Genomic DNA, 754 nt, shown 5'->3' on the forward strand with positions numbered 1-754 from the left:
TCGAAGCTTTTTCGCTCGGTGAGGTTTCAAAGCGAATATCCAGTTTTTTGTCTGACTTAATTGGTGCGAACGACCAGTTATTGTCAGCGCTTGGCGTAACTTCGCCTTTTTCCTCACTGACGCGAGAAATGTACGCAGCAACCACAGAACGGTTTTCGTCTGGAGAGTCAAATGCAATGAAGTCCGGACCCGTGCCAGGGAAGGTATTGCTGTACGCGCGGTAATTGTTAGTCGCAATGATGAAATCTTGTTTCGGATCAACTGGTTTGCCATTGAAAGTCAGATTCACGATACGCTGGGAGTCCGGATTAATGACTTTACAACTCGCGTCGTACTTCGGTGGTTGAGTGATGTCGATTTGGTATTCCACACCATCAATCACGTCAAAGTTGTACGTACGGAAGTTATCCCAATCAATTAACGATTGTGGCTGAGTCGTATTGACATCAATGTGCTTGAATTGGCCTGCGCTGCACTCTAGCCATTCATGTACTTCTTTGCCTTTCACCTTCATTGCGACGAGCGTATTTGGGTATAGGTACAAGTCGGCGGCGTTGCGGAAAGTCAGTTGGCCAGATTCAACTTCAGTGAAGCCGTTCGGATCATCTTTACGTCCGCCCACTTTAAAAGGCGCTGCCGCGCTCAAAACTGGAATGTCAGCTAGGTCTGGATCGCCTTGAATGAAACGTTCCACGTAGTCTTTTTGTGCAAGGTTAACGATTTGGATTGTTGGGTCATCTTGCACCAAAGCCAA

General features: G+C 47.1%; 1 protein-coding gene. It reads right to left on the reverse strand.

Going from position 1 to position 754, the window contains the following annotated elements:
- Positions 1-754: 5'-nucleotidase C-terminal domain-containing protein (locus R7Q11_RS25950; RefSeq protein WP_225466976.1), on the reverse strand; the 754-nt coding region annotated here is incomplete at both ends.

This window comes from Vibrio sp. 970, from assembly GCF_033339075.1.